Genomic DNA, 22,044 nt, shown 5'->3' with positions numbered 1-22,044 from the left:
CCTGCCGAAGGGCAGGTTTTTTTATCTATCAGGTGGCTTAGAAGCTCACGCCGCCGCCGAAGTAAGCGCCGTCTACCAGCGTGTGGTTTGGACGACCGTCTTTGCCATCAACGCTCACGTGGCGGTAGCCCACTTTCAGCGTAACCGGTTTGACCGGGGTCCAGCTTACGCCGCCGTTAGCTTCAACGTAGTTCTTCACGCTGTTGTTCAGTCCGTCTGGCGCAACGTAGCCTTCACCGAATACCCTGATGCTGTCGGTCAGGGCAACGTTCACACCGCCGCCGACCGGGAACGCCACGCCGTTATCGCCTTTCTTCGGGCCAACGTAGAGGGCCTTAGCGCCTGCGTTCAGCATTACCGGGCCGACTTCGAAATTGTAGCCTGCGCCCACGCCACCGGTCGTGGTGCCGTCGTCGGTGTTTTTCAGCCAATTACCTTCGGTGTACAGACCGGAAGTTGATTTGCCCATTTCCACATTCAGATTGGTAAAGTTTTTACCCTGCTCAATGCTGCCGCCCATTGCCAGTGCGGAGCCCGATACGGCGGTGAGAGCAGAAAGGATGAGAACGTTAAGCTTTTTCATGCGTGTTTCCTCGTCATCAAATTAATCTGAGGGCACCTTAACAAGGGATGTTTATGACTGCAAATGTGATGGGTATCGCAGTTTTATGCTGTTTTTGTTGGGTTTTTTAATCTTAAATGTTGATGAGTTGTTTTTATGGCAGATCGTCAATCCTCAATCCATTCGTGTTTAGGGAAAGTTTATATTTTTGGCTAAACGTTTAATGAACGAGGCGAAGAAAGCCGTTTGAGGTGAATTAATTAAGTTTCTAATAATTTCCAAAAGTATTTCGGCTGTCACAGATCAAGACAGAGGTTTACATTTCTGGTGATTGCTATACGTATTTCTTTGCCGATCCGCTGTCTTTTCATGTCATTTTTCTGACACGTTTCTTCATTACGTTGTTGGCTTCACTTACTGGATGCTAACAATATGAAAAGAAAAATTATTCCTGTGCTTATCGGTTGTGCGCTCTCTTTCTCTGGACTGGCTGCGCAGCCTACCGCTGAGCGCTATATCGTCAGCTTCCCTGACGGCTCCCATGTGAAATACAGCGGCGCGTTTGCCGATGCGTTCCCGAACGGGCTCCCGGTGGGGATGGGTTCTGGCCTGCTGTTTACGGGCAAGCAGGGCGATGCGCTGACGTTTGCGACCGTGACCGATCGCGGTCCTAACGCGGATTCGCCAAAAATGGGGAAAAACGATGCCAAAATCTTTGTTACCCCGGATTTCGCCCCGCTGCTGATGACGATCCGCGTGCAAAACGGTAAAGCGGAGGCCGTGGACGCGCGACCGCTGCATGACGATAAAGGCGAGATCAACGGCCTGCCACTGCAAAGCGGTGTGATTGGTTCCACCAATGAAGTCGCGCTAAGCGACACCTTAAAAGTACTGAAAGGCGATAACCGCGGGCTGGATACGGAAGGCATCACGCCGGACGGGAAGGGCGGCTACTGGCTGTGCGATGAGTATGGCCCGTTCCTGATTAACGTCGACAGTAAAGGGAAAATCCTCGCGATCCACGGTCCGCAGGCGACGCAAGGGGAGAAGTCCATCGCGGGCGGTCTGCCAAACGTTATCAAATGGCGTCAGGCAAACCGGGGCTTTGAAGGCCTGACCCGCATGCCGGACGGACGGATTATTGCCGCCGTGCAAAGCACACTGGATATCGACGGGAAGAGCAAAAAACAGGCGCTGTTTACCCGTCTGGTGAGCTTCGATCCGGCGACCGGGAAAACCGCGATATACGGCTACCCTGTCGACAGCGCGGCCTACAGCAAAAACAGCGACGCCAAAATCGGCGACATAGTGGGGCTGGATAACCACACCATCCTGCTGATTGAACAGGGTGAGGATAAAAATGACGCAATGCGTAACCTCATCTACAGGGTGGATCTGAGCAAGGCGAGCGATCTGGCCGCCTTCGACAAGCCGGGCGAATACCCGGAATTTGATGATGAGAAAACGCTGGCGCAGCGCGGCATCACCCTTGCGGAAAAAACGCAGGTGGTCGATCTGCGTGCGCTGGGCTGGCAGCAGGAAAAGGCCGAAGGGCTGGCGCTGATTGACAGCAAAACGCTGGCGGTAGCCAACGATAACGATTTTGGCGTGAAGGTAGCGATGCAAAACCCGGTCGAGGGCAAGAAGCTTAAGGATTACCGGGTGAACGCGGAAGGCAAGCTGACGCTGGATGATAAACCGGTGGAAACCACGCTCAGCGTGAAGCCGCTGAAGAAGCCGGAGTCCGACAGCGAGCTGTGGATTGTGACGCTGCCGGAGGCGTTGAAATAAGTTTCCCCCTCACCCTAACCCTCTCCCCGCGGGGGAGAGGGGATGATCGGTGCGATTTACTTTTTCAGCCCCGCAAACGCTGCCCGAATTTCTTCTTCCGGCAGCTGTATTCCAATAAACACCATCACGCTGTGCGGCGTTTCATCGCCCCACGGGCGATCCCAGTCGGCGCTGTACAGGCGCTGCACCCCCTGGAACAGCAGGCGGTTCGGCTCGCCGTCGATCCACAGCATCCCTTTATAGCGCAGCAGCTTGTCGGCAAACGACAGCAGCAGATTTTCCATCACGCGGGAGACCTCGCTGATGTCTACCGGGTAGTCCAGCTCCACCACAATCGACGCCACGTCGTTTTGCTTGTCGGACATAAAGTGAAAGCGCGGTTTCGCGGTAACGTTCTCTTCCAGCATAAAGCCGTTGGTGTTGAACAGCTGAGCGAGATCGATATCGCCGTGCGTCACCGTATAAATGGGCGCACGCGAGTTGATGCGCGTCAGGCGCTCGCGCAGTTTTTCGCTTTCACCTGCCACGTCGGTTTTGGTCAGCAGGATGCGGTCGGCGTAGCCCACCTGAGACTGGGCGATGGTGAACTGGTTCATCTGCTCGTCGGCGTGTACCGCATCCACCAGAGCGATAACGCCGTCCAGCAGGTAGCGCTGGCAGAGGATCTCGTGGGAGAAAAAGGTCTGAATAATCGGGCCGGGGTCGGCCATGCCGGTGCACTCGATCACCAGACGGTCGAAGACGATGTCACCGCGATCGCGGCTGTCGAGCAGGTCCAGCAGGGCGTCTTCTAATTCGTTAGAGCGGGTGCAGCAGATGCAGCCGTTGGTCAGGGTTTTGATCTGGGTGGCGCGGTCGCCAATCAGCTGATCGTCAACGGAGACTTCGCCAAATTCGTTTTCGATGACGGCGATTTTGAAGCCGTGCTGCTCGTTCAGAATGTGGCGCAGCAGGGTGGTTTTACCGGCGCCGAGAAAACCGGTCAGCAGGGTAACGGCAATCGGGGTCATGGTTTCTCCTTTAGCAGCAGCGGACGCCGCCTTCTCCACTTCCGCCGTAGCGCGCTTCCTGACGCTCGCGGAAGAATTCAGTGTAAGTCATGTACGGCTTATCCGGATGGTTGGTCTTCATATGCTCAACGTAGTTGTCATAGTCCGGAATGCCAATCAGCATTTTCGCCGCCTGACCGAGGTATTTTTTTGCTTCGCCTAAGTTACCAAACATTGAGGGTTCCAGATAGAAGAAGCCCGGAGGCGCGCAGCGATCCGGGCCTACAGTAACATGCTTAATTAATGGTGTGAGGAGGTCTTCACGCCGCCTTCCGGCACCGGCACGTACGGGGTTTCTTTGTCCGTACGGCCCTCAACGTTACGCACTTTCATCCAGGTTTTGATGCCGTAGAAGATGATGCTGTACACCACCACCAGGAACAGAATGCTCAGACCCGCGTTGGTGTAGTTGTTCACCACGATATGGTTCATGTTGGCAATCTGCTGCGCGGTCAGATCCGCGCCGCCTGCGGCAATCTTCTCTTTGTACTGGTTAGCCATGAAGAAGAAGCCTTCCAGCTGCGGGTTGGTGCTGAACAGTTTCAGACCCAGCGCCCAGGTAGTGCAGAGCAGCAGCCACAGCGCAGGCACCACGGTGACCCAGATGTATTTGGTGCGTTTCATCTTCACCAGGACAACGGTACCCAGCACCAGGGCCACAGCCGCCAGCATCTGGTTAGAGATGCCGAACAGCGGCCACAGGCTCTTAACGCCGCCCAGCGGGTCAACAACGCCCTGATACAGCAGATAACCCCACAGGCCTACGCAGCCCGCGGTACCCAGAACACCGGCCACCAGAGAGTCGGTTTTCTTCAGGAATGGCACGAAGTTACCCAGCAGATCCTGCAACATGAAGCGGCCTGCACGCGTACCGGCATCCAGCGCGGTGAGGATGAATAGCGCTTCAAACAGAATACCGAAGTGGTACCAGAAGCCCATGTCCGCCCACGGCAGCACTTTGTGGAACACGTGTGCGATACCCACCGCCAGCGTTGGCGCGCCACCTGCGCGGTTCAGCACGGACGGTTCGCCGATGTCTTTCGCGGTCTGCATGATCTGCTCAGGCGAAATTACGAAGCCCCAGGAGCTGACGGTCGCCGCCGCGTGTGCGCTGGCGTCTTTCAGCTGCGCCAGGATCAGCGCGGTATTTTCGCCGCCCATCTCATGCAGGTTTGGCATGGTGATGCCGAGACCCGCTGGTGGGGTGTTCATCGCAAAGTACAGACCTGGCTCGATAATCGACGCTGCAACCAGCGCCATGATCGCCACGAAGGACTCCATCAGCATCGCGCCGTAACCGATGAAGCGCGCGTCGGTTTCGTTGGCCATCAGCTTCGGCGTGGTGCCCGAGGCGATCAGCGCGTGGAAGCCAGACACGGCACCGCAGGCGATGGTGATAAACAGGAACGGGAACAGAGCGCCTTTCCACAGCGGACCGGTACCGTCAATGTACTGTGTCACCGCTGGCATTTTCAGCTCAGGATTGATGATCACAATCCCGATTGCCAGCCCGACGATCACGCCGATTTTCAGGAAGGTCGCCAGGTAGTCGCGCGGAGCCAGAATCAGCCACACCGGCAACAGCGCTGAGATGAACGCGTAACCGATCAGCGCGAAGGTGATGGTGGTGTCTTTAAAGGTCAGCGCCGGGCCCCAGTACGGGTCGTGCGCAATCACGCCGCCGAAGTAGATGGAGGCGACCAGCAGCACGATACCGATGACCGACACCTCGCCAACGCGGCCAGGGCGCAGGAAGCGCATGTAGATGCCCATGAACAGCGCAATCGGTACGGTAGAGCAGACGGTGAAGACGCCCCACGGACTTTCGGCCAGCGCTTTCACCACGATCAGCGCCAGCACCGCGAGGATGATGATCATGATCAGGAAGCAGCCAAAGAGGGCGATGGTGCCCGGCACGCGGCCCATCTCTTCTTTGATCATCTCACCCAGCGACGAACCGTTACGGCGCGAGGAGATAAACAGCACCATAAAGTCCTGCACCGCTCCCGCCAGCACCACGCCCGCCAGCAGCCAGAGCGTACCCGGCAGGTAGCCCATCTGCGCGGCCAGTACCGGGCCGACCAGCGGACCCGCGCCTGCAATGGCGGCGAAGTGGTGACCAAACAGCACGTAACGGTTGGTTGGCACGTAGTTCAGGCCGTCATTGTTAATGACCGCCGGGGTGGCACGCGTCGGGTCGAGCTTCATGACCTTCTGCGCGATGTATAAGCTGTAGTAGCGATAAGCCACAAGGTAGACGGAAACCGACGCGACCACGATCCACAGGGCGCTGACGTGTTCGCCCCGGCGTAATGCGACAACCGCCAGACAGAAAGCACCGAGGATCCCGAGTAAGGCCCAGGGCACGTGCTTAAGTAGTTTTTTAGTATCCATAGTAAGACCTGGTTTTTTATGTAAAGAAAAAAGGGTCAGGGTTCGTTGTGAGGAGGTATTGATTAATGCTGGAGCGATCGTGCCAGATCCTCGCGCGTATAAAGCACGGTAAATAGGTGAGTGGTTGAAAGCGATGCGTGAGCGGTCAAAAGCGAGGGTGAGTGGTTAAGGCTCACCCACGGTGGAAGAAAATATGTGATTGAGATCACTGAGAATAATCTACCCCTGCGGGGTTTCGTCGTTCGCTTCAGGGCAGTGCACGCAGCGGCAGGTCTGATACGCAGGCAGCAGCTGATAGCGCCCTTTGCCGTCGTGTTCAATAATCGGGGAAAGCGCCTGCAAATCGCGGTACACCGTACGTTCGGTAATGCCAAATTTTTGCATCAGATCGCGGCGATTAACGCTTCCGTTGCGGTGCAGGGCAATAATGATGTCAACCAGACGTTCAGCCGAGCGGCTTCGGGGTGAAGGGGCCATAAGACTTTCCAGCGTTAAGGGGGCGCCTGACGACGTCGCCAGCCGCCCCGGAAAATTTATCTTATGGATAGTTAACGGCGCACCTTTGCGGAAACCTTAGCGTTTTTTTGTGCAACGGGATCAAACCGCGGCTTCCATCTCCATCATCACCGGGTGGAAACGGCGTTTGAAGTAGATCAGGCCGTGCCCCTCGCTGCTGAGGATGATGTTCTTAATCTCCACAAGGTAGACCAGATGGGTACCGATGGTTTGCACCTGGGTTATCTCGCCTTCCAGGCTTGCCAGAGCGCCTTTCAGCACCGGCTGCGCCAGCGGTCCTTTCTGCCAGCAGGAGAGAGCAAAGCGCTCCTCCATTGCCATGCCGGTCATCCCGGCAAAGTGGCGGGCCATGATCTCCTGCTCGTGGTTCAGCACGTTGACACACAGTTTGCCGTTGCCCTGGAAGACCGGGTTCATGGCGCTGTTGGCGTTGATGCAGACCATGACCGAAGGCGGGGTGTCCGTGACCGAACAGACGGCGGTGGCGGTAATGCCGCAGCGACCCGCATCGCCCTCGGTGGTGACCACATTCACCGCCGCCGACAGGCTGGCCATCGCGTCGCGAAAACGCAGGCGTTCTTCAGATTGCATTGAAACCTCCCGCTGCGTTATTTCAGCAGCTTATCCAGCATGTTGATATCAGTGTTGTTGTGCAGGTGCGGTACGGTCCAGCCGTGCTGGTCGTACTCGGACATGCAGCGGTCAACCATCGCCATCATCTTGTCCATGTTGCCGGAGCTTTGCGCCTGACGCAGGCATTGCAGGCGGATCTCATCCTGGCTACCGGAGTAGTTGATTTCGTACAGTTCGTGACGTCCGCCAAACTCGCTGCCGATGGCATCCCACATCAGTTTCAGAATCTTGATGCGTTCGACATGATCCATCCCGTTGGAGCCGCGCACGTACTTCGCCAGATACTGGTCGATCTGCGGGTTGTTCAGGTCCCGCGCGCTGGACGGCAGGTAGATCAGCCCGGAGGTCACGTTACGTTCGATGATGTTCTTGATCTTCGCATAGGCCATTGGCGCCATCACGCGGTAGGTCTGTAACGCCGCGTGGTCAGGCAGATACGCGCCGTTTACCCACGGCGTGGCTTCGGAGCACATGGAGTCGCTTAGCGCCCAGAACATGTTGCGCCACGCCACCACTTCGCCGAGATCCGCCTGCACGCCGCGGAACTCGAGGGTGCCGGTACACTCCAGCGACTTCTTCAGCAGAGCGGTGATGAAGTCGAGCTTCACAGCCAGACGCACGCAGGCCTGAAGCGGGTACATGCGGGCGAAGCCACCTTCCATCGTCCAGCGACGGCAGCGGTCGAAATCGCGGTAGATCAGCACGTTTTCCCACGGGATCAGCACATGATCCATCACCAGAATGGCGTCGTTCTCGTCAAAACGGCTGGAGAGCGGGTAGTCGTACGGGGAACCGGTCGCCCCTGCCACCATCTCGTAAGAGGCGCGGGAGATCAGCTTCACCCCTTCGGCATCCATCGGCGCGACGAACATCAGCGCGAAGTCCGGGTTTTCGCCCATCACCTGCGCAGAGCCGAAGCCGATCATGTTGTAATGGGTCAGGGCGGAGTTGGTGGCCACCACTTTCGCGCCGCTGACGATGATCCCGGCGTCGGTCTCTTTCTCCAGCTTGATGTAAACGTCTTTCACCTCGTCTGCCGGTTTATGGCGGTCGATCGGCGGGTTGACGATGGCGTGGTTAAAGTACAGGCCGGTTTCCTGAATACGTGTGTACCAGTTGCGGGCGTTCTGCTCGAACTGACCGTAGAAGGCAGGGTTCGCCCCCAGCGCGCAGCCGAACGCGGCTTTGTAGTCCGGCGTACGCCCCATCCAGCCGTAGCTCAGGCGCGACCACTCGGCGATGGCGTCACGCTGCTGGCGCAGATCGTCGGCGCTTTTTGCCACGCGGAAGAATTTATGGGTGTAGCCGCCGCTGCCGGTGTCCGTGCCCCAGCAGAGGGTATCCTGCATGTCTGGCTTGTGCAGGGCATCGTACATCTGGGCGATGGACGCCGCCGCATTGCGAAATGCCGGGTGGGTAGTGACGTCCTTAACGCGCTCGCCGTAGATATAAATCTCACGGCCATCTTGCAGGCTTTTTAAATACTCTTCACCGGTTAACGGACGTTTGGCATCAGCGCGGAAATCTTCAGGCTTCATAGGGACCTCGTATCGGAAGATGGTTGTTAAATTTATGTTTTGTTTTTGTTGTTTAATTGAAGCGTGAGAGGGGCGGAACGTGAAGGGACGATTGGGACAACGGCAGGTACTTTTCGCGAGAGATCACAGAGTGTGATTTCCCTCACCCTCTCCCTCTGGGAGAGGGGACGGTTACTCCCTCTGGGAGAGGGCAGGGGTGAGGGGAACAGGCGACACCGGTACTTTCTGCGCCCGGTACGCGCTGGGTGAGCACCCCGTCAGTCGGTTAAAAAAACGGGCGAAATAGGCCGGATCTTTAAAACCCAGCTGCCAGGCAATTTCGCTCACTGTGCTGTCGGAAAACAGCAGCAGGCGTCTGGCTTCCCGCAGCTGGCGGTCGAAGATCAGCCGTTTCGGCGAGCGGTTGGCGAAGCGGCGACAGATATCGGTCAGGCGGGATTCGGTGAGATGCAGTTCGCTGGCGTATTCCGGCACCGTCCAGTGCTCGTGGTAATGAGCATCTGTCAGCTGGTTAAAGCGCTGAAACAGCTTCAGCTCACCTCGCATGCCGCCTGACGCGTGGTCGTCGAGCTTCGCGTTGCGCAGCAGCAGGGTAAAAACGGCCTGCGCCAGCAGGACCAGCGTATGCTCGCGACCGGGCAGCTGTTCCGTGGATTCCCGGGCAATCAGCTGCCAGTAGTGCTTCAGCGCCGCCAGCTCATCAGGCTTGTCGGCAAGCGACAGGCAGATCCCCGGCAGGCCGAACGCTTCCCGCGTACCGGGGTAGAGTACTTCTAACAGCGGCCAGATGAGATCCTCGCGCACCGTCAGCACGTGGCCGTCGCTGTCGGATTCGGTGATAAACGCATGCGGTACCGACGGCGGCGTCAGCACAAACAGCGGCGCCTGCACCGAGTAACGGTGGTCGTCGAGCTGGAGCTCAATCTGCCCGGTGTCGAGAAAATGCATCTGAAAATACTGGTCGTGGCGGTGCGCCTGCATGTCGCGGCCAAAAAAGGCCGCCATGCGGGCGAACGACTGGTAGTGCACATCGTCGGTGCCCAGACTTTCGTCGTACTCCTTGCTGATATCGATGTTGGTGATGGGGCTCTGACACATAGCGGCTCCTCAGTGGATCTTTTGCGCCGCGATGTCCGGCTCACGCTCAAGGCTTTCCCGGCGCGTCATCGGAATGCGCGTCAGCACCAGCGCGCCCACCACCAGCAGACCTGCCACGAACCACAGTCCCGAGCTGAAGCTGCCGGTCGCGTCGCGCAAAATACCTATCAGCAATGGGCTGACGGCAGACCCGACGTTGCCGATGGCGTTGATCACCGCCAGCGCCACCGCGCGGGATTGCAGGCTAATAACCTGATCCGGCGTGGTCCAGAATATCGCCATGGCGGTAAACGATCCGGTTGAGGCCATGATGATGCCAAGCAGCTGGATCAGACTGTGATCGGTCGCCGAGGCCAGCATCCATCCCGCCGCTGCAAACAGATACGGCAGGATGGTGTGCTTTTTTCGCTCTTTCAGCCTGTCGGAGCGGCGGCTCCACCAGATCATCCCGAGGATGGTGCAAAACTGCGGGATCGCCGCCAGCAGGCCAATCACGATATTGCTGCTGCCGGTGTTGAAGCTTTGCAGGATCTGCGGCGTCCAGATGTTGATCGCGCTCAGCGTATTCGTCAGGCAGAAGTAGGCCAGCGTGTAGAGCAGCACGGCGGGGGTCAGCACCTCGCGCAGCGTCGATCGCGGCGTGGCGGCATGCGCAATGGCCAGCTCCTGCTCGCGGGCGATCATCGTTTTGAGTGCCTGCTTTTCGTCATCATCCAGCCAGGTGGCCTGATCCGGGGTGTCGTTAAGGTAGAACCAGGTCACCACGCCGAGCACCACCGACGGTAGCCCCTCCAGCAGGAACAGCCACTGCCAGCCCTTAAGGTTCCACAGTCCGTCCATCGCCAGAATGTACCCGGAGAGGATCGAACCGAGCATCATGGTCACCGGCATGGCGATCATAAACAGCGCGTTGGCGCGGGCGCGGTGATAGGCCGGGAACCACCAGGTGAGATAGACCAGAATGCCCGGCAGGAAACCGGCTTCGGCAATGCCCACCAGCATGCGCAGGACGTAGAGCGTTTCGGGGCTGGTGGCGAACATGGTGCAGGTAGAGGCGATGCCCCACACCACCATGATCCCGGCGATCCAGCGGCGGGCGCCGATCTTCGCCAGCATGATGTTGCTGGGGATCCCGCACAGTACGTAGGTCACGTAAAAAAGCGTCGCGGCCAGGCCAAACATGGTCGACGTGAGGCCCAGATCTTTGCCCATCGTCAGCCCGGCAAAGCCGATGTTGATGCGATCGAGAAACGAGAAGACAAACAGGATAAAAAGAAACACGATCAAACGACGGAACAGCTTATTAATAACGCGATGTTCAACAGCTTTATTATGCAGGGTTGAGGTCGTCATGGTGCGCTCCACATCGTACGTTTAGTAGACGGATTTATTGTTATCAACTGCTGTGGTGACGTCGGTAAAGCGGGCCGCCAGCGCTTCGGCGCTGCGGGCGAGCAGGGTGGTATCCACGCCGACTGCGACAAACAGCGCGCCGAGTTCAAGATAACGTTTTGCCAGTTGCTCGTTCGCCATCAGGATGCCGGGGGCTTTACCCGCGCTGAGGATTTGGGCGATCGCCTGCTCTATGGCGGCCTGCACCTCCGGGTGCTGCGGATTGCCAGCGAAGCCCATGTCGGCGCTCAGATCCGCAGGGCCGATAAACACGCCGTCCACCCCTTCCACGTCCAGGATCTGCGGCAGGTTTTTCAGCGCCTCGCGAGTTTCGATTTGCACCAGCACGCACATGGCGTCGTTAGCCTGATGCAGATACTCCGGGATGCGGTTCCAGCGCGACGCCCGCGCCAGCGCGCTGCCGACGCCGCGAATACCGGCAGGCGGGTAGCGGGTGGCGCTGACAGCCAGACGGGCTTCGTCGGCGTTTTGCACCATCGGCACCAGCAGGGTTTGCGCCCCCACGTCCAGCAGCTGCTTGATCTGCACCGGATCGTTCCACGACGGGCGCACCACCGGCTGGCTGGGATAAGGGGCGATGGCCTGTAGCTGAGTCAGGATGGTTTGCACGCTGTTCGGCGCGTGCTCTCCGTCGATCAGCAGCCAGTCAAAACCGGCCCCGGCCAGTAGCTCAGCGCTGTAGCTGCTGGTCAGCCCCAGCCATAACCCGATTTGCGGACGGCCCGCCTTCAGCGCCGCTTTGAATGCGTTTTGCATGGTCATCTCCTTACACAAAGCGGCAGCTAATCGAGCCCATGTTGCCGTAGTCGACGTGGAAGGTGTCGCCTCTGCTGGCGGCAACCGGGCGGGTAAACGAGCCGCCGAGGATGATTTGCCCTGGCTCAAGCTGCACGTCGTATGGCGCGAGTTTGTTCGCCAGCCACGCCACGCCGTTCGCCGGGTGGTTAAGCACGCCTGCGGCGACCCCGGTCTCTTCGATCACGCCGTTGCGGTAAAGCAGGGCGGAGATCCAGCGCAGATCCAGCTCGTCGGGTTTAATCGGGCGGCCGCCGAGGATCACGCCCGCGTTGGCGGCGTTATCGGAGATGGTGTCGAACACCTTGCGCGGGCGCTGGGTTTCCGGGTCAACGTTATGGCAGCGGGCGTCGATCAGCTCCAGGGCGGGGATGATGTAATCCGTGGCGTTGTAGACGTCGAAGATCGTGCAGTTCGGGCCGCGCAGCGGTTTTGCCAGCACGAAGGCCAGCTCCACTTCGATGCGCGGGACGATAAAGCGATCCACGGGGATGTCGCTGCCGTCGTGGAAGAACATATCGTCCAGCAGCGCGCCGTAGTCCGGCTCGCTGATCTGCGAGCTGGCCTGCATCGCTTTGGAGGTAAGGCCGATCTTGTGGCCTTTCAGCACGCGGCCTTCGGCAATTTTCAGGCTCACCCATTCGCGCTGGACGGCGTAGGCGTCTTCAATGGTGATCTCCGGGTACTCCAGCGAGATCGCGCGGATCTGCTCCCGGGATTGTTCCGCCTGATGCAGACGGTGGGCGATCAGGGTATGGGTGTGTTTGTCGAGCATGGCGATATCCTGTTTTTATTTGTTTTCTCCCTCTCCCTGTGGGAGAGGGGACAGACCGTGCGGTGTTATTTAAACAACGCGTGCACGTTGTTTTGCTTGTAATTAAGCGTCGGGTGCAGCTCGTCCAGCTCGAACGAGAGCGCCAGATATCGGCCCGCCATTAGCTCTGCGAAGTGCGTTTTGATCAGCGCAAACAGCATTTCACCGACCTCTTCCCGGCTTTCCAGGCTGCGCCCCGCGCCGATCTTCAGCGTCATATGCACAAAGGCGTAATCGTGCTTACCGTCGGCCATCTGCCAGGTATCCAGCCAGTGGGCGCGGCTGCGGATACCGCCGAGCGGGAAGATCCCCGTGGCGGCGAGCGCCTCGTTCACTTTGGCGAACAGACCCGGCAGGTCGGCTTGCTCGCGGATGTTGTTGGTACATTCAGCAATAAAGTGCGGCATAACGACTCCTTAGGCGGGCAGCGGGAAAACGGCGTTGACCTGGCCGGTGCCGGAGCTGGCGAACAGCTCGGTGAGAAACTCCACCTTACCGTCGTATTTGTCCCAGCCGAGCATCCCCAGCAGCATCACCGTGTCGTGCATGTTGCCCTCGCCGTAGCAGTAGTCGGCGTACTCCGGCAGCATGCTGCAAAACTCCTTGAACTGCCCCTCGCGCCACAGCTTCACCACGCGCTCGTCCATCTGGCGATCAAACTCGCGGGTGTAGCTGTTCATCCCTTCCTCCGCGCGCTGGTCGTCGATAAAGCGGTGCGACAGCGAGCCGCTGGCGAGCACCGCCACGGTGCCGTCGTATTTTTCGATGGCGCTGATGATGGCCTCGCCCAGCCTGCGGCTGTCGGCGAAGTCGTGAACCGTGCAGAACGCCGAGATGGAGACCACTTTGAAGTGCTTATCCGCGTTCATGTAGCGCATCGGCACCAGCGTGCCGTACTCCAGCTTGAGGCTCGGGATGTTGTGCGCCTTGGCGCGAACGCCAAGCTTCACCGCTTCGTCGGCAATCAGCTGGCCGAGTTCCGGGTTGCCGTCGTAGTCGTAGGTCATGTCGCGAATAAAATGCGGCAGCTCGTTGCTGGTGTAGACGCCTGAGAAATGGTCCGCGCAGTTGATGTGATACGCGCTGTTCACCAGCCAGTGGGTGTCGAAGACGATAATGGTATCCACGCCCAGCTCGCGGCAGCGCTTGCTGATCTCTTTATGCCCGTCGATGGCCGACTGGCGGCAGCCGTGGTTTTTGCCCGGCAGTTCAGAGAGATACATTGACGGCACGTGGGTGATTTTTGCCGCTAACGCTAATTTTCCCATGATCAGATCCCCCACTTTGGAATCGGATGGTCGCCCATGGAGATGCACACGTTCTTCATCTCCGCGAATACCTCGAAGCTGTACTCGCCGCCTTCGCGCCCGGTGCCGGAGGCCTTCACGCCGCCAAACGGCTGGCGCAGGTCGCGCACGTTCTGGGTGTTGACGAACACCATGCCCGCTTCGATGTTGCGCGCCAGACGCAGCACTTTGCTGACGTCCTGGGTCCAGATGTACGACGCCAGGCCATACTCCACGTCGTTCGCCAGGCGCAGGCCTTCCGCTTCGTCCTTAAACGGCAGCAGGCAGGCCACCGGCCCGAAGATCTCTTCCTGCGCCACGCGCATGCGGTTATCGACATCCGCCAGCACGGTCGGGCGCAGGAAGTTGCCGCCTTTCAGGTGCGCAGGCAGATCGGTCGGTTTGTCCGGGCCGCCCGCCAGCAGGGTTGCCCCCTCTTCAATGCCGAGGCGGATATAGCCGGAGACTTTTTCCCAGTGCTGCTGGCTGATGAGCGCGCCAATCTGGGTGTTCGGATCGGTCGGGTCGCCCACGCGCAGGCGGTTGGCGCGCTCGGCAAAGCGTTTGACGAACTCCGGGTAGATGCTCTGCTGGATGAAGATGCGCGAGCCGGCGGTGCAGCGTTCGCCGTTGATGGAGAAAATGGTGAACAGGGCGGCGTCCAGCGCGCGCTCGATGTCCGCGTCTTCAAAAATCAGCACCGGAGATTTGCCGCCCAGCTCCATAGAATACTTCTTCAGCCCGGCGTTTTTCATGATGTTACGCCCGGTGGCGGTGCCGCCGGTGAAGGAGACGGCGCGCACGTCATGATGACGCACCAGCGCGTCGCCCGCCGTGGCGCCATAGCCCTGCACCACGTTGAGCACGCCCGCCGGAATGCCCGCTTCGAGGGCCAGCTCGCCCAGACGGTCGGCGGTCAGCGGGGAGAGTTCAGACATCTTCAGCACCGCGGTGTTACCCAGCGCGAGACAGGGCGCGACCTTCCAGGTGGCGGTCATAAACGGCACGTTCCACGGCGACACCAGCGCGCAGACACCCACCGGCTGCACCAGGGTGTAGTTGAGCATCTTGTCGTCGACCGGGTAGGTTTTGCCGTTCATCTGCTGGCACACCTCGGCGAAGAACTCGAAGTTGTGCGAGGCGCGCGGAATGAGCACGTTTTTGGTCTGGTGGATCGGCAGGCCGGTGTCGGCGGTCTCCATCGCGGCAATGTCCGGCACGTTCTGGTCAATCAGATCCCCCAGGCGACGCATCAGGCGCGCACGCTCCTTCATCGGCAGGTTGGCCCATTTCGGGAACGCCTCTTTGGCGGCGGCAACGGCCTGATGGATTTCGGCTTCGCCCCCGGAGGCTACTTCAGCCAGCACCTCGCCGGAGGCCGGGTTAGTGGTTTGGAAGTACTCACTTCCGGCGACGTTTTTCCCGTTGATCCAGTGGTTAATCTTTTTCATTTTGCAGTCTCCTCACTGACAATTCGGTTTACCAGACGGCCTACGCCCTCCACTTCCACCACCACTTCATCGCCCGGTACCACGTCGGACAGCCCCTTCGGCGTGCCGGTGGCAATCATGTCGCCCGGTTGCAGGGTCATGAAATCGCTCAGATACGCAATCAGGAATGGGATGCTGAAAATGAGATCGGCGGTGGTGCCTTCCTGACGCAGTTCACCGTTAACGTAGGTGCGAAGACGAAGGTTGTGCGGGTCAGGGATGGCTTCTTTTGGCACCACGTTCGGGCTGATGGGGGTCAGCCCGTCGCGGCTTTTCACCCGCAGGTTTGGGCGATAGTAGTTTTCGAGATAATCGCGGATGGCGTAGTCGTTGCACACCGTGTAGCCCGCAACATAGTCCATCGCCTCGGCTTCGCTGACCTTACGCGCGGTTTTACCGATGACCACCACCAGCTCGGCTTCGTAATGCATGTATTCAATGTTGTTTGGGCGCACCGAGGTCTGGTTGTCGCCATTAAAGGTGTTCGGCGCTTTGATAAACACCAGCGGCTCGGTAGGCGGTTTGAAGTCCAGCTCGCTGGCGTGATCGGCGTAGTTCAGGCCGAGTGCGAACAGCGTGGCGTGCGGCGGCGTGCGCGAAGCAATGGTAACGTCGCGTTCCACTACCACCGGGTTTTCCAGCGGCGGAAATCCCTCTGCCAGAATGCGTACCCGATCGCCCGGGCGAATTTCGACACGGCTTTGTGGGGTACCGAGCAATATCGCATCGCCGGGGTTCAGGGTGGCAAATTCGCTCAGCGCGCTCAGCAGTTCGGCGGCGTTGCGGTGCAGATCGGCCGTGTTCCAGTGGTCCGCTTCGCGACCGTTGATCTCGGTGATGATGGTCAGGTTGTCCACGTTATCAACGGCGACAGGTTCGCCGAGCGGGCAAAATCCATCCCGACATTTGGCCTTGATCGCCGGACGGTAGAAGCTCTCTTCCGGCAGGCTGATTTCGTTGGCCAGCGCGTAGCCAGCGATGTACGCCGCCGCCTCTTCAACGCGGACTTTGCTGGCGGTTTTGCCCACCACCAGCGCCACCGTTGCGCCGCTTAACACGGTTTCTCCCTGTGGGAAGGGAATCGGCTCGCCTGCGCGAATAACGGTGTTATGTGGCTTGATAAACCACACCGCCGTTTTTGGCGGCGCGTTATAGGGGGCTTTTTCAAACGCCTCAGCCCAGGCTGCACGCTGGCTTTGGTGGTTTAGCGCTACGGCAAAAACAGTACCTTTCATTCCCATACTCCTCAAACCGGCTGTCCGGTTTTGATTTCATTAATATGTTAATGATCTGGTTTTATGCTTTTGCTGTTCGTTTCGCAATCAGAAGTGAATAATTTGTGATATGAATAACAATAAATTTACATAAATGAGTTAATTATCTTTTAATTCAATGGATTAAAAAAATTTCGTTGTTTCTGTTAGACTTTTTGGGTTACAACGTGTTGTCTATAAAAGCATCTGTTTTAAATTGTTTACTTGTTAATGATGTAAGGGGAAGGTGATGCATGACTCATTAACCATCGCGCTGTTGCAGGCGCGTGAAGCGGCGATGGGCTACTTCCGCCCGATAGTGAAGCGGCATAATCTGACCGAGCAGCAGTGGCGTATCGTCCGCGTGCTGGCCGAGCATCCCTCCATGGATTTTCACGATCTGGCGTTCCGCACCTGCATTTTGCGCCCAAGCCTGACCGGCATTCTGACGCGGATGGAGCGCGACGGCCTGGTGCTGCGCTTAAAGCCGGTGAATGACCAGCGCAAGCTGTACGTATCGCTGACGAAAGAAGGCAACGCGCTGTACCAGCGTGCTCAGGCTCAGGTGGAAGAGGCGTACCAGCAGATTGAGGCGGAATATACCCCGGAGAAGATGACGCAGCTCACGGCGCTGCTGGAAGAATTTATTGAACTTGGAAACCGACATATTGCCGCGCGGGACGAAGAGTAAAAACCCTAAATTCCAGGATGATTTTCGTAAAGTTTTCCCTTTCCAGGCCGAAAATTCTGTATCTGTCTGAGGAAAGAGAAAACATGTTAAATCGTATCAAGATTGTCACCAGCTTACTGCTGGTTTTAGCGATATTTGGCCTTTTACAACTCACATCCGGTGGTCTTTTCTTCAATGCCCTGAAGCATGACAAAGAGAATTTCACCATCCTGCAAACCATTCGCCAGCAACAATCCACCCTGAACGGTAGCTGGGTGGCGCTGCTGCAAACCCGTAACACTCTGAACCGCGCGGGTATCCGCTATATGATGGATCAGAACAATATCGGTAGCGGCTCAACCGTCGCCGAGCTGATGCAGATTGCCTCTGCGTCTCTGAAACAGGCGGAAAAAAACTGGGCGGATTACGAAGCGCTGCCGCGCGACCCGCGTCAGAGCGACGCTGCGGCACTGGAAATCAAACGTAATTACGATATCTACCACGGCGCGCTGGCCGAGCTGATCCAGCTGCTGGGGGCGGGCAAGATCAATGAGTTCTTCGACCAGCCGACCCAGAGCTATCAGGATGGCTTTGAGAAGCAGTACGTCACCTATCTGCAACAGAACGACGCGCTGTATCAGACCGCGGTTGAAGACAGCAACAGTTCTTACCGCCAGGCTATCTGGGTGCTGATTAGCGTGCTGGCTGCGGTGCTGGTGGTGATTGTTGCCGTCTGGCTGGGTATTCGTCAGGCGCTGATTTCGCCGCTGAACCGTCTGATTGACAGCATTCGTCATATCGCCAGCGGCGACCTGGTGAAGCGCATCGACGTGGAAGGCTCCAACGAGATGGGGGAACTGGCTGACTCCCTGCGCCACATGCAGGGCGAGCTGGTGCGTACCGTGGGTGACGTGCGTAACGGCGCAAACGCCATTTACAGCGGTGCGAGCGAAATCTCGATGGGTAATAACGATCTCTCATCCCGTACCGAACAGCAGGCTGCCTCTCTGGAAGAGACCGCCGCCAGCATGGAACAGCTGACTGCCACCGTGAAGCAGAACGCCGAGAACGCCCGTCAGGCGAGCAACCTGGCCCTGAGCGCGTCTGAAACCGCGCAGAAAGGCGGCAAGGTGGTGGATAACGTGGTGCAGACCATGCGCGATATCGCCGGCAGTTCGCAGAAAATCGCCGATATCATCAGCGTGATCGACGGGATTGCCTTCCAGACCAATATTCTGGCGCTGAACGCGGCGGTAGAAGCGGCGCGTGCGGGCGAGCAGGGCCGCGGCTTTGCGGTGGTTGCAGGTGAAGTCCGAAACCTGGCGCAGCGCAGCGCCCAGGCGGCCCGTGAGATCAAGAGCCTGATTGAAGACTCCGTGGGGCGCGTGGAAATTGGTTCAACGCTGGTGGAAAGCGCGGGTGAAACCATGGGTGAGATCGTGAATGCGGTAACGCGCGTGACGGACATCATGGGCGAAATCGCGTCTGCGTCTGACGAGCAGAGCCGCGGTATCGACCAGGTTGGGCTGGCGGTGGCTGAGATGGATCGCGTGACCCAGCAGAACGCCTCGCTGGTGGAAGAGTCTGCGGCGGCGGCCGCGGCACTGGAAGAGCAGGCGAGCCGTCTGACGCAGGCCGTTGCGGTGTTCCGTATTCAGCAGGAACAGATGAAGGCGCGCGAGTTCGCCTCCGCGAAAAGCGTTACCGCTCCGGTAGTGGCGCGTAAACCGGCGACCGCAGATGCGGGCGATAACTGGGAAACGTTCTGACGCTGTGCGTTTTGCCGGGTGGCGGCTGCGCCTTACCCGGCCTACGGATTGTGCAATTTGCCGGATGGCTTCGCCTTACCCGGCCTGCGGAATTGGGTTTTGTAGGCCCGGTAAGCGCAACGCCACCGGGCGATCTTACAGAGGCAGGCGCATGGCGCAGCGGGAACCATACGCTAAACCGTGCGCCGTCTCTTCCTCGCGTTTCTGGCGCAGTTCCGGCGTCAGCGTCGTCAGCATTTCAAACCCTAATCGCCTGTAGAAGGGCGCATTCCACGGGACATCACGAAACGTCGTTAACGTCAGCGAGTTCAGCCCCAGACTGCGGGCATGCGCGGCGGCACGGGCGATTAACTGGCGTCCGAGACCTCGTCCCTGCCAGTCCAGGTGAACCGACAGTTCCACAATAAACAGCGACGATGGATGAGCTTCGGCGAGAATAAAGCCCACAGGCCTGTCGTCAGTCAGCGCCAGCCAGCTCAATCCGCGTCCGGCGTAACCGAGGTGATCTTCAACACAAATAACCTCATTGTCTGCCAGCCAGGCCAGCTCAGGAACGTCGCGAAACCGCTGCCCCGCCGCACGTTCGATGGCGGGCAGGGCAGCGACGTCGTCGATGCGCGTCGGGCGAAGGGTGAACGCCGTCATCAGCCAGCGCTGCTCACAATTTTAATCTCCACCATGCCGATCCCCAGCTTGCGCGGAGCGTGACCGAGAATATTCCCTTCGTTAGTGGACTGCGGATCGGGCGGCACAATGACCAGCGTATTGCTGCGCGTTGGGTTATCGAAGTGCAGCGTGCTGGTGGTGACATCATTGCTCAGCGTCAGCGTCTGTTCTTTATCGCCGACGCGCACCGGTATAGGACGGTTTGCGTTGGGACCAAATGCCCTGGCGGTGATCACCAGATCGAATTTCTCCGGCAGCGGATGGGTATATTCAATTTTCACCTCATCGCCTAACTGGGCGTTAGACCAGCGCCCCCATGATTCCGGCCGCGAAATACCGCTGAACTGCTTCACCTCTTCCGGCGCGCCGGCAACATTAAAGATGAAGCTGTCTGCTTTATAACGAATGTCGTTGTCGACGATTTTCAGCAGGTCTACGTTGCGCTGATAGCGTGCGGTATCAATAACCGTATCTTTAAACGCGGTTTTTCCCTGCCACTGCGGTTTGTCAACGTGTTGCACGGTCTGCTCGCCGCCGAGTTGCCCCTGAGAGACGCACCAGTCGGTGGACAGCGACAGCTGTTGCGACCAGAGCTGGCCCATTTTGTAGCATTTGTCGACCCAGACGAAATTATCGCGCGGGGCGAATTCCGCCAGCTGGAAGCGCAGTGGCGCGGAGTATTCGCTTTCCGGCAGCGGCTCGACGCGGTTATCCGACACGCGCAGCAGCAGTGGCAGGCGGAAATGGCTGCCGGAGAACGCGATCATTTTTTTATCCTGATCGATGGTGAAGTCTTTTATCTCTTTCGGGAAGTTCCACAGACGAATGATATCCGGCTTCCAGGCGAGGATTTTTTCCTTCATGTTGAGGAAGATTTCCGACAGGGACTGGCCCGACAGCGTACTGCGGCCCAGTCCAATGAAGTTATCGCCACCCAGAATATCCAGCACGGTAGCGCCGTTATCCATCGAGTTACGTTTAGCGGCAATGATCTCCTGCTGCGGTTTATCGCCGCGCAGCACAAAGAACAGGTTGCTGCGATCCAGCTTATTCAGCTCATCCCAGGCGCTGTTTTTCATCGCCAGATGGTCAGATGAGACGACGATGACCGTATTTTTGAAATACGGCGACGCTTTGATTTTCTCGATTAACGCCGCGATATGCTCCTGGCTACAGGTCACGGCGCTGAACGACTTGTTGTTTTTACCGTCAATGTCGTAGCCCTGACGTTTACAGGTGCGTGAGACAAAACCATCCGGATGATGCGTGTCGACGGTCAACGCAAACAGCGAGAAGCGTTTACCGGCGCGGGAAAGCTCCTCGAATTTCTTCCAGGTTTCATCCAGAACGGTATCGTCGTAAAAGCCCCAGTCGTTGCGGTAGGCCGGATCGGCCACCGTGGTTTTCAGCTCTTCGGAACCATACAAGTGATCGAAACCGTGGGATTTCAGGAACACATCTTTCCCGGCAAAGCGCAGGTTAGCGCCCTGCATAAAGTAGTTTTCATAGCCCGAGTTTTTCAGGATATCGCCGAGGCAAATGTTCTGCGGGAAGAAGCTCGACATCGAGGCGGAGGCGTTGCCTTCAAACGGAGCGAACAGCGGAATGCCGCACTGGGAGGCCACCATCCCGGCGATGGTGTAATCCGTGCCAGGGAGCTGCATGGTGTGGCTGAAGTCGAGGCCCTGGTTTTTCAGCGCGCCAAGCTCTGGCGTCAGGTTCGGGAAAGCATCGTTATCAAAATAGGTGCGCTCCAGACTTTCGCCGTAGATATAGACCAGGTTGAGTCTTGGATTGTCGATCTTCTTCGAGGGTTCTTTGTAATAGGCCGCAAAGTCCGGGTCGCCATCGCGCGACTGGGATTTTACCAGCTCGGTAATTTGATGGAATGCGGGGCTGGCATCCACGGAGGCCAGCGCCAGGCACAGCGCCAGCAGGCTGTAGCCATGATGATGCGGACGGTGACGGCGACGGCGCAGAACCCAGGCCAGCGCGGCGAAGATGCCCACCAGGGCGACCACCAGCCCCAGACCCGGAAGGATATACTTACCTACACCAGCGCCGGTCAGGCTGTTGGTCAACGTGTAGAGCACCGCGTCGTTAATACCGTCGCCGGTAAAATAATCGCTGGCATATAACGTAATGTTTAAAACAATAAAAATGCCGAGCACCACCAGGGTGGCCACAAACCACCAGGTGTGACGACCAGCTTTCCAGGCATAAACGCCGATGGAAGCCAGGAAAAGGACAAGGGACATTAACTCTGACAACAGCAGATCCTCATCATGCCGGACGCTTAGCCGGCTA

At 58.2% G+C, this 22,044-nt stretch carries 20 protein-coding genes; 3 read left to right on the top strand and 17 right to left on the bottom strand.

Annotated features, from left to right (window positions below; all coding sequences use genetic code 11):
- Positions 1-37 precede the first annotated feature (37 nt).
- Entirely contained in the window at positions 38-583 is a 546-nt protein-coding gene (locus ACOTXD_RS09640) for a YfaZ family outer membrane protein (protein ID WP_003856615.1), read from the bottom strand.
- A 411-nt stretch (positions 584-994) separates the two neighbouring features.
- On the opposite strand from ACOTXD_RS09640, the gene ACOTXD_RS09635 reads away from it, so the two are divergent.
- Positions 995-2,353: an esterase-like activity of phytase family protein gene (locus tag ACOTXD_RS09635; protein WP_061856010.1), complete on the top strand. Its 1,359-nt coding sequence runs from the start codon at positions 995-997 to the stop codon at positions 2,351-2,353.
- Positions 2,354-2,409: 56 nt separating this feature from the next.
- On the opposite strand, the gene yjiA is transcribed toward ACOTXD_RS09635, so the two are convergent.
- The 14 genes from yjiA to hpaG all read right to left on the bottom strand — a co-directional run bounded on the left by yjiA (position 2,410) and on the right by hpaG (position 16,614).
- Positions 2,410-3,363: a GTPase gene (yjiA, locus tag ACOTXD_RS09630; RefSeq protein ID WP_022650345.1), complete on the bottom strand. Its 954-nt coding sequence runs from the start codon at positions 3,361-3,363 to the stop codon at positions 2,410-2,412.
- A gap of 10 nt (positions 3,364-3,373) precedes the next feature.
- Positions 3,374-3,577, bottom strand: coding sequence for a YbdD/YjiX family protein (locus tag ACOTXD_RS09625; RefSeq protein WP_003856610.1), 204 nt, complete (start codon positions 3,575-3,577; stop codon positions 3,374-3,376).
- A 65-nt stretch (positions 3,578-3,642) separates the two neighbouring features.
- Positions 3,643-5,796 (bottom strand): carbon starvation CstA family protein, encoded by a 2,154-nt coding sequence (locus ACOTXD_RS09620; protein ID WP_023315335.1) that lies wholly within the window; start codon positions 5,794-5,796, stop codon positions 3,643-3,645.
- A 219-nt stretch (positions 5,797-6,015) separates the two neighbouring features.
- Positions 6,016-6,273 (bottom strand): HTH domain-containing protein, encoded by a 258-nt coding sequence (locus ACOTXD_RS09615; protein WP_003856607.1) that lies wholly within the window; start codon positions 6,271-6,273, stop codon positions 6,016-6,018.
- Positions 6,274-6,393: 120 nt separating this feature from the next.
- Positions 6,394-6,903: a 4-hydroxyphenylacetate 3-monooxygenase reductase subunit gene (locus ACOTXD_RS09610; protein WP_003856606.1), complete on the bottom strand. Its 510-nt coding sequence runs from the start codon at positions 6,901-6,903 to the stop codon at positions 6,394-6,396.
- Between the two features lie 17 nt (positions 6,904-6,920).
- Positions 6,921-8,483, bottom strand: coding sequence for a 4-hydroxyphenylacetate 3-monooxygenase, oxygenase component (gene hpaB / locus ACOTXD_RS09605; RefSeq protein ID WP_010427196.1), 1,563 nt, complete (start codon positions 8,481-8,483; stop codon positions 6,921-6,923).
- Positions 8,484-8,654: 171 nt separating this feature from the next.
- On the bottom strand, positions 8,655-9,581 hold the full coding sequence (gene hpaA / locus ACOTXD_RS09600) for a 4-hydroxyphenylacetate catabolism regulatory protein HpaA (RefSeq protein WP_023315338.1): 927 nt from the start codon (positions 9,579-9,581) through the stop codon (positions 8,655-8,657).
- Positions 9,582-9,590: 9 nt separating this feature from the next.
- Positions 9,591-10,934: a 4-hydroxyphenylacetate permease gene (gene hpaX, locus ACOTXD_RS09595; RefSeq protein ID WP_003856603.1), complete on the bottom strand. Its 1,344-nt coding sequence runs from the start codon at positions 10,932-10,934 to the stop codon at positions 9,591-9,593.
- Positions 10,935-10,955: 21 nt separating this feature from the next.
- Positions 10,956-11,750: a 4-hydroxy-2-oxoheptanedioate aldolase gene (gene hpaI / locus ACOTXD_RS09590; protein ID WP_022650349.1), complete on the bottom strand. Its 795-nt coding sequence runs from the start codon at positions 11,748-11,750 to the stop codon at positions 10,956-10,958.
- Between the two features lie 10 nt (positions 11,751-11,760).
- Entirely contained in the window at positions 11,761-12,564 is an 804-nt protein-coding gene (gene hpaH, locus ACOTXD_RS09585) for a 2-oxo-hept-4-ene-1,7-dioate hydratase (RefSeq protein ID WP_003856601.1), read from the bottom strand.
- Positions 12,565-12,629: 65 nt separating this feature from the next.
- Positions 12,630-13,010: a 5-carboxymethyl-2-hydroxymuconate Delta-isomerase gene (locus ACOTXD_RS09580; RefSeq protein WP_003856599.1), complete on the bottom strand. Its 381-nt coding sequence runs from the start codon at positions 13,008-13,010 to the stop codon at positions 12,630-12,632.
- Between the two features lie 9 nt (positions 13,011-13,019).
- Positions 13,020-13,871, bottom strand: coding sequence for a 3,4-dihydroxyphenylacetate 2,3-dioxygenase (gene hpaD / locus ACOTXD_RS09575; RefSeq protein WP_032661486.1), 852 nt, complete (start codon positions 13,869-13,871; stop codon positions 13,020-13,022).
- A gap of 2 nt (positions 13,872-13,873) precedes the next feature.
- Positions 13,874-15,340 carry a 5-carboxymethyl-2-hydroxymuconate semialdehyde dehydrogenase gene (gene hpaE / locus ACOTXD_RS09570; RefSeq protein WP_003856594.1) on the bottom strand — a complete coding sequence of 489 codons (1,467 nt, stop codon included), beginning with the start codon at positions 15,338-15,340 and terminating at the stop codon, positions 13,874-13,876.
- The gene (hpaG, locus tag ACOTXD_RS09565) at positions 15,337-16,614 is read right to left on the bottom strand and encodes a 4-hydroxyphenylacetate degradation bifunctional isomerase/decarboxylase (protein WP_045331739.1); all 1,278 of its coding nucleotides are present in this window, start codon (positions 16,612-16,614) and stop codon (positions 15,337-15,339) included. The genes hpaE and hpaG overlap by 4 nt, the downstream gene beginning before the upstream one ends.
- A gap of 268 nt (positions 16,615-16,882) precedes the next feature.
- Here hpaG and hpaR point away from each other — a divergent pair, with 268 nt between their 5' ends.
- Both hpaR and tsr read left to right on the top strand, forming a co-directional pair.
- Positions 16,883-17,323, top strand: coding sequence for a homoprotocatechuate degradation operon regulator HpaR (hpaR, locus tag ACOTXD_RS09560; RefSeq protein ID WP_003856591.1), 441 nt, complete (start codon positions 16,883-16,885; stop codon positions 17,321-17,323).
- A gap of 83 nt (positions 17,324-17,406) precedes the next feature.
- Positions 17,407-19,071, top strand: a complete 1,665-nt coding sequence (gene tsr, locus ACOTXD_RS09555; protein ID WP_050871254.1) for a methyl-accepting chemotaxis protein — start codon at positions 17,407-17,409, stop codon at positions 19,069-19,071.
- 135 nt (positions 19,072-19,206) lie between these two features.
- On the opposite strand, the gene ACOTXD_RS09550 is transcribed toward tsr, so the two are convergent.
- Positions 19,207-19,716, bottom strand: a complete 510-nt coding sequence (locus ACOTXD_RS09550; RefSeq protein ID WP_050871255.1) for a GNAT family N-acetyltransferase — start codon at positions 19,714-19,716, stop codon at positions 19,207-19,209.
- Entirely contained in the window at positions 19,716-22,007 is a 2,292-nt protein-coding gene (gene opgB, locus ACOTXD_RS09545; protein WP_022650356.1) for a phosphatidylglycerol--membrane-oligosaccharide glycerophosphotransferase, read from the bottom strand. Before opgB ends, ACOTXD_RS09550 begins: the two co-directional genes overlap by 1 nt.
- Positions 22,008-22,044: the final 37 nt, after the last annotated feature.

Origin of the sequence: Enterobacter cloacae complex sp. CDL013 (genome assembly GCF_049238805.1) — a bacterium.
Taxonomy (GTDB): Bacteria; Pseudomonadota; Gammaproteobacteria; order Enterobacterales; family Enterobacteriaceae; genus Enterobacter; species Enterobacter hormaechei_C.
This window is presented reverse-complemented; position numbering and strand designations above follow the sequence as displayed.